The organism is Streptomyces sp. SID14478 (assembly GCF_010548525.1).
In the GTDB taxonomy this organism is placed as follows: domain Bacteria; phylum Actinomycetota; class Actinomycetes; order Streptomycetales; family Streptomycetaceae; genus Streptomyces.
In genome coordinates, this window is record NZ_JAAGMG010001081.1 from 1 (window position 1) to 3,233 (window position 3,233).

A 3,233-nucleotide genomic window follows, 5' to 3' on the forward strand; every position below is an offset into this window, starting at 1 on the left:
GACCGCGGCGCGCACGGCCTCGACGACCGCGGGGTCGGTCAGCGGGTCCGTGCTCGTGCGCCCCTCGGCGAGGGCGTAGAGCGCGGCGCCGGTCAGCTCGTACGGGACCGGGCCCGCGAGGTCGAGGACGACGGTGTCGGCCTTCTCGTGGGCGGCGGCCTGGAGCGCCTGGTGGAGCGGGACGGCGACGGGCCGGGCCTCGGGGTCCCACAGCGCGAGCGCCTCGGTCGAGGTGAAGGCGGGCAGGGCGGTGCGGTGGCCCGCCTTCAGCGTCGGGACCGCCATGTCGCTGGTCTTCTCGCGGCGCAGGCCGGCGCCCTCCTCCACCTCGCCGAGCACGGCGACGACGGGGACCAGGAGCCGGGCTCCCTTCAGCGCCTCCAGGACCGGGCCGTGGGCCGTGCGGTCCGTCGACCAGGCGGCCAGGGCCTCGGCCAGCCGCGGGTCCGCGGTGCCGTCGTCGTCGGAGAAGCCGGAGTCGGGAATGTTCTTGTTCGCCACGTTCACCGACCCTACCGAGCGGGCGGGGACGGACGTCCGGCGGACCCTGTGGTGCGGCGGCGGTATTGGTCACCGGTGGCGCGGCCACTACCGTCTGCGGGAGGTGCAGGCGCACACCGCGACTGCCCCGGTCCCGCAGCTCGCTGCCGTCCAGGGAGGTTCCGTGTCGCCGTCGCCCCCGCCCGCCGCGGACCGGGACGCCCGGCTCGCCGCGGCCGTGCGGAACCTGGACGGGCACTTCTCCGTCGCCGTGCTCGACGTGGCGGACGGGACCGGTGCGACGTACGAAGCCGGTGACAGCGGCACGACGTACGACACCGCGAGCATCGTGAAGGTCGACATCCTGGCCGCGCTGCTGCTGCAGGCGCAGGACGCCGGGCGGACGCTGACCGCGCAGGAGAGGGCGCATGCCGCCGTGATGATCCGCAGCAGCGACAACGCGGCGGCGACCGCACTGTGGGACGCCATCGGCGGGGCGGACGGGCTCGACGCGGCGAACGCGCGGCTCGGGCTGACCGGGACCAGCGGCGGGGACGGGCCCCGGTGGGGGCTGACGCGGACCACCGCGAGCGATCAACTCGCCCTGCTCAAGCAGGTGTTCGGGGTCGACGAATCGGTGCTGGGCGAGGCTTCGTGGACGTACGTCCACGAGCTCATGGCAACCGTCGAGAGGGATCAGGCGTGGGGCGTCTCCGCGGCGGGGTCGGCCGGTGCCGCGCTGAAGAACGGCTGGCGGTCGCGGAGCGCGGACGGGCTGTGGGACATCAACAGCGTCGGGCGGGTGACCGCGGCCGGGAGGCATAACCTGGTGGCCGTGGTCTCGCAGGGCAACGCCACCAAGGAAGCCGGGATCGCGCTCGTGGAGGCCGTGGCGCAGGTCGCGGTGGCGGTGGTCAGCGCCGGCGCGTGAGGCGGTGGCCGCGCCAGAGGTAGCAGGCCGCGCCGATCAGCAGGGCACCGAGCGTGTACGCGACCGGGGCGACCCAGCCGGCGGGACCCTCGTCACCGGTGTCGTCCGGGCCGGGGCCGAAGTACTTCTCGCCGTACGCCGCCGAGGTCAGGCCGCGCGGTTTCAGGTCCCCGCCCGCGCGGATCGCGGCGGCCGGGTCGACGAGGCCGTAGCCGCGCGAGTCGTCACGACCGCCGGCCGGCGGGTCCTGGGCGGTGGTCTCCATGAGCTGCTTGATCTGTGCGGGGCCCAGACCGGGGTGGGCGGCGCGGACCAGGGCGACGGCGCCCGAGACGAAGGCCGAGGCGGCGCTGGTGCCCCAGGCCGAGTAGTACGTGCCGTCGGGGTCGGGGGTGACGATGCCCCGGCCGGGAGCGGCGACGGTGGCGTACCAGCGGCGGGTGGAGAAGTAGGACCTGCTGCCCGTCGCGTCGACGGCCGTGGCCGCGATGACGCCGGGGTAGGCGGCCGGGTAGGAGATGTGGTCGCCCTTCTTGCCGCCGTTGCCCGCGGAGGCGACGACGGAGACGCCCTTCTTCAGCGCGTACTGGACGGCCTCGTCCTCGCTCGCCTCGGCGTGGGCGGTCGGGGAGTCGTCGCCGAGGGAGAGGTTGATGACGTCGGCGCCGTGGTCGGCGGCCCAGCGGATGCCCTCGGCCAGCGCGTTGCCGCGGGTCTCGCGGGCCTTGGCGCGGGAGGGGTCGCCGTCCTCAAGGATCACGCGGACGGGAAGGATCTTGGCTTCCGGGGCGATGCCGATGACGCCGTCGCCGTTGTCCCGGCCGTGGCCGTGGCCCGCGATGACGCCGGCGATGGCGGTGCCGTGGCGGGCCCAGGGGCGCTCGCCGCGCCGCGCGCCGAAGCCGACGAGGTCCTTGCCCGCGAGGACGTTGCCCTTGAGGTCGGCGTGCCGGTCGTCGACGCCGGTGTCCAGCACGGCGACCGTGATGCCCTTGCCCTTAGTGGTGCGCCAGGCCTCCTGGGTGTGCATCGCGGTGAGGCCCCACTGCTGGGCGCGGACCGAGTCGGCGTGCGCTGCGGCGGACGGCAGCAGGGCGAGCGCCGCCGCACCCACGAGGGCGGCGATCCGGTGGTGGCGGTTCATGACGGCTGCTCCGTGGACTTCTGTACGGCTTTGCGCAGACCCCGTTCGACCCGGTCGGCGATGCCCTGCGCCTCGTGGCCGAGTCCGGCCTGGGCGGGGGCGGAGGTGGCGCCCGCCTTCATGGCGTCGGCGGCGGGCTCGGGGTCGGTGACGGTGCGGCCGTCGGCGAAGCCGGAGACGGCGTAGGCGACGACCGGGGCGTCGGTCAGGACGTTGATGCTCCAGGACGCGCGCTGGGCGTCGCCGAAGCCGGCGGCGGCCGTGCCCTTGACCGCGTAGGGGCGGGGCAGCAGGTCGTCGCGCCGGTCGAGGCCCTCCTCGGTGAAGCGGGTGCGCAGCGCCTTGGTCGCCTCGGCGTCGGCCTTGGTGAACAGCAGGCCGACGGTGGTGACGTCGCTCTGGGTGGAGTCGGTGTACGTGGCCCGCAGCAGGCGCAGGCAGCCGACGGACCGCAGCGCCTTGCGCAGGAGCGGGTCGAAGGCGTCCGTGCAGCCGCTGTCGGGGGCGACGGCGATCCGGGTCCAGGTGCGGTCGGCGCCGCCGGGGCCCGCGCCCTCGCCCTTGAGGGTGGGCGGGAAGAGCCGGTCGACGGGGATGCCGTGCCACAGTTCGGCGGCGTCGCGGTAGGCGGCCTGCGCGGACACGCTGCCGTCGCCGTCGTCGCCGGTGAGCAGCGAG

Annotated in this window: 3 protein-coding genes and 1 pseudogene; 1 reads left to right on the forward strand and 3 read right to left on the reverse strand. The window is 75.3% G+C overall.

What is annotated here, in order from left to right; all coding sequences use genetic code 11:
• Positions 1-501: SseB family protein (locus G3I40_RS35285; RefSeq protein WP_164558922.1), on the reverse strand; the 501-nt coding region annotated here is incomplete at its 3' end.
• 163 nt (positions 502-664) lie between these two features.
• Between G3I40_RS35285 and G3I40_RS35290 the strand changes: the two genes are divergently transcribed.
• On the forward strand, positions 665-1,411 hold the full coding sequence (locus tag G3I40_RS35290; protein ID WP_343245116.1) for a serine hydrolase: 747 nt from the start codon (positions 665-667) through the stop codon (positions 1,409-1,411).
• Here G3I40_RS35290 and mycP read toward each other — a convergent pair.
• Together mycP and G3I40_RS35300 are read right to left on the reverse strand one after the other, a co-directional pair.
• Positions 1,395-2,555 carry a type VII secretion-associated serine protease mycosin gene (mycP, locus tag G3I40_RS35295; RefSeq protein ID WP_164558924.1) on the reverse strand — a complete coding sequence of 387 codons (1,161 nt, stop codon included), beginning with the start codon at positions 2,553-2,555 and terminating at the stop codon, positions 1,395-1,397. The two genes, G3I40_RS35290 and mycP, sit on opposite strands and share 17 nt — an antisense overlap.
• A pseudogene (locus tag G3I40_RS35300) lies at positions 2,552-3,233 on the reverse strand (hypothetical protein); the annotation flags it as partial. The pseudogene G3I40_RS35300 and the gene mycP, both read right to left, overlap by 4 nt.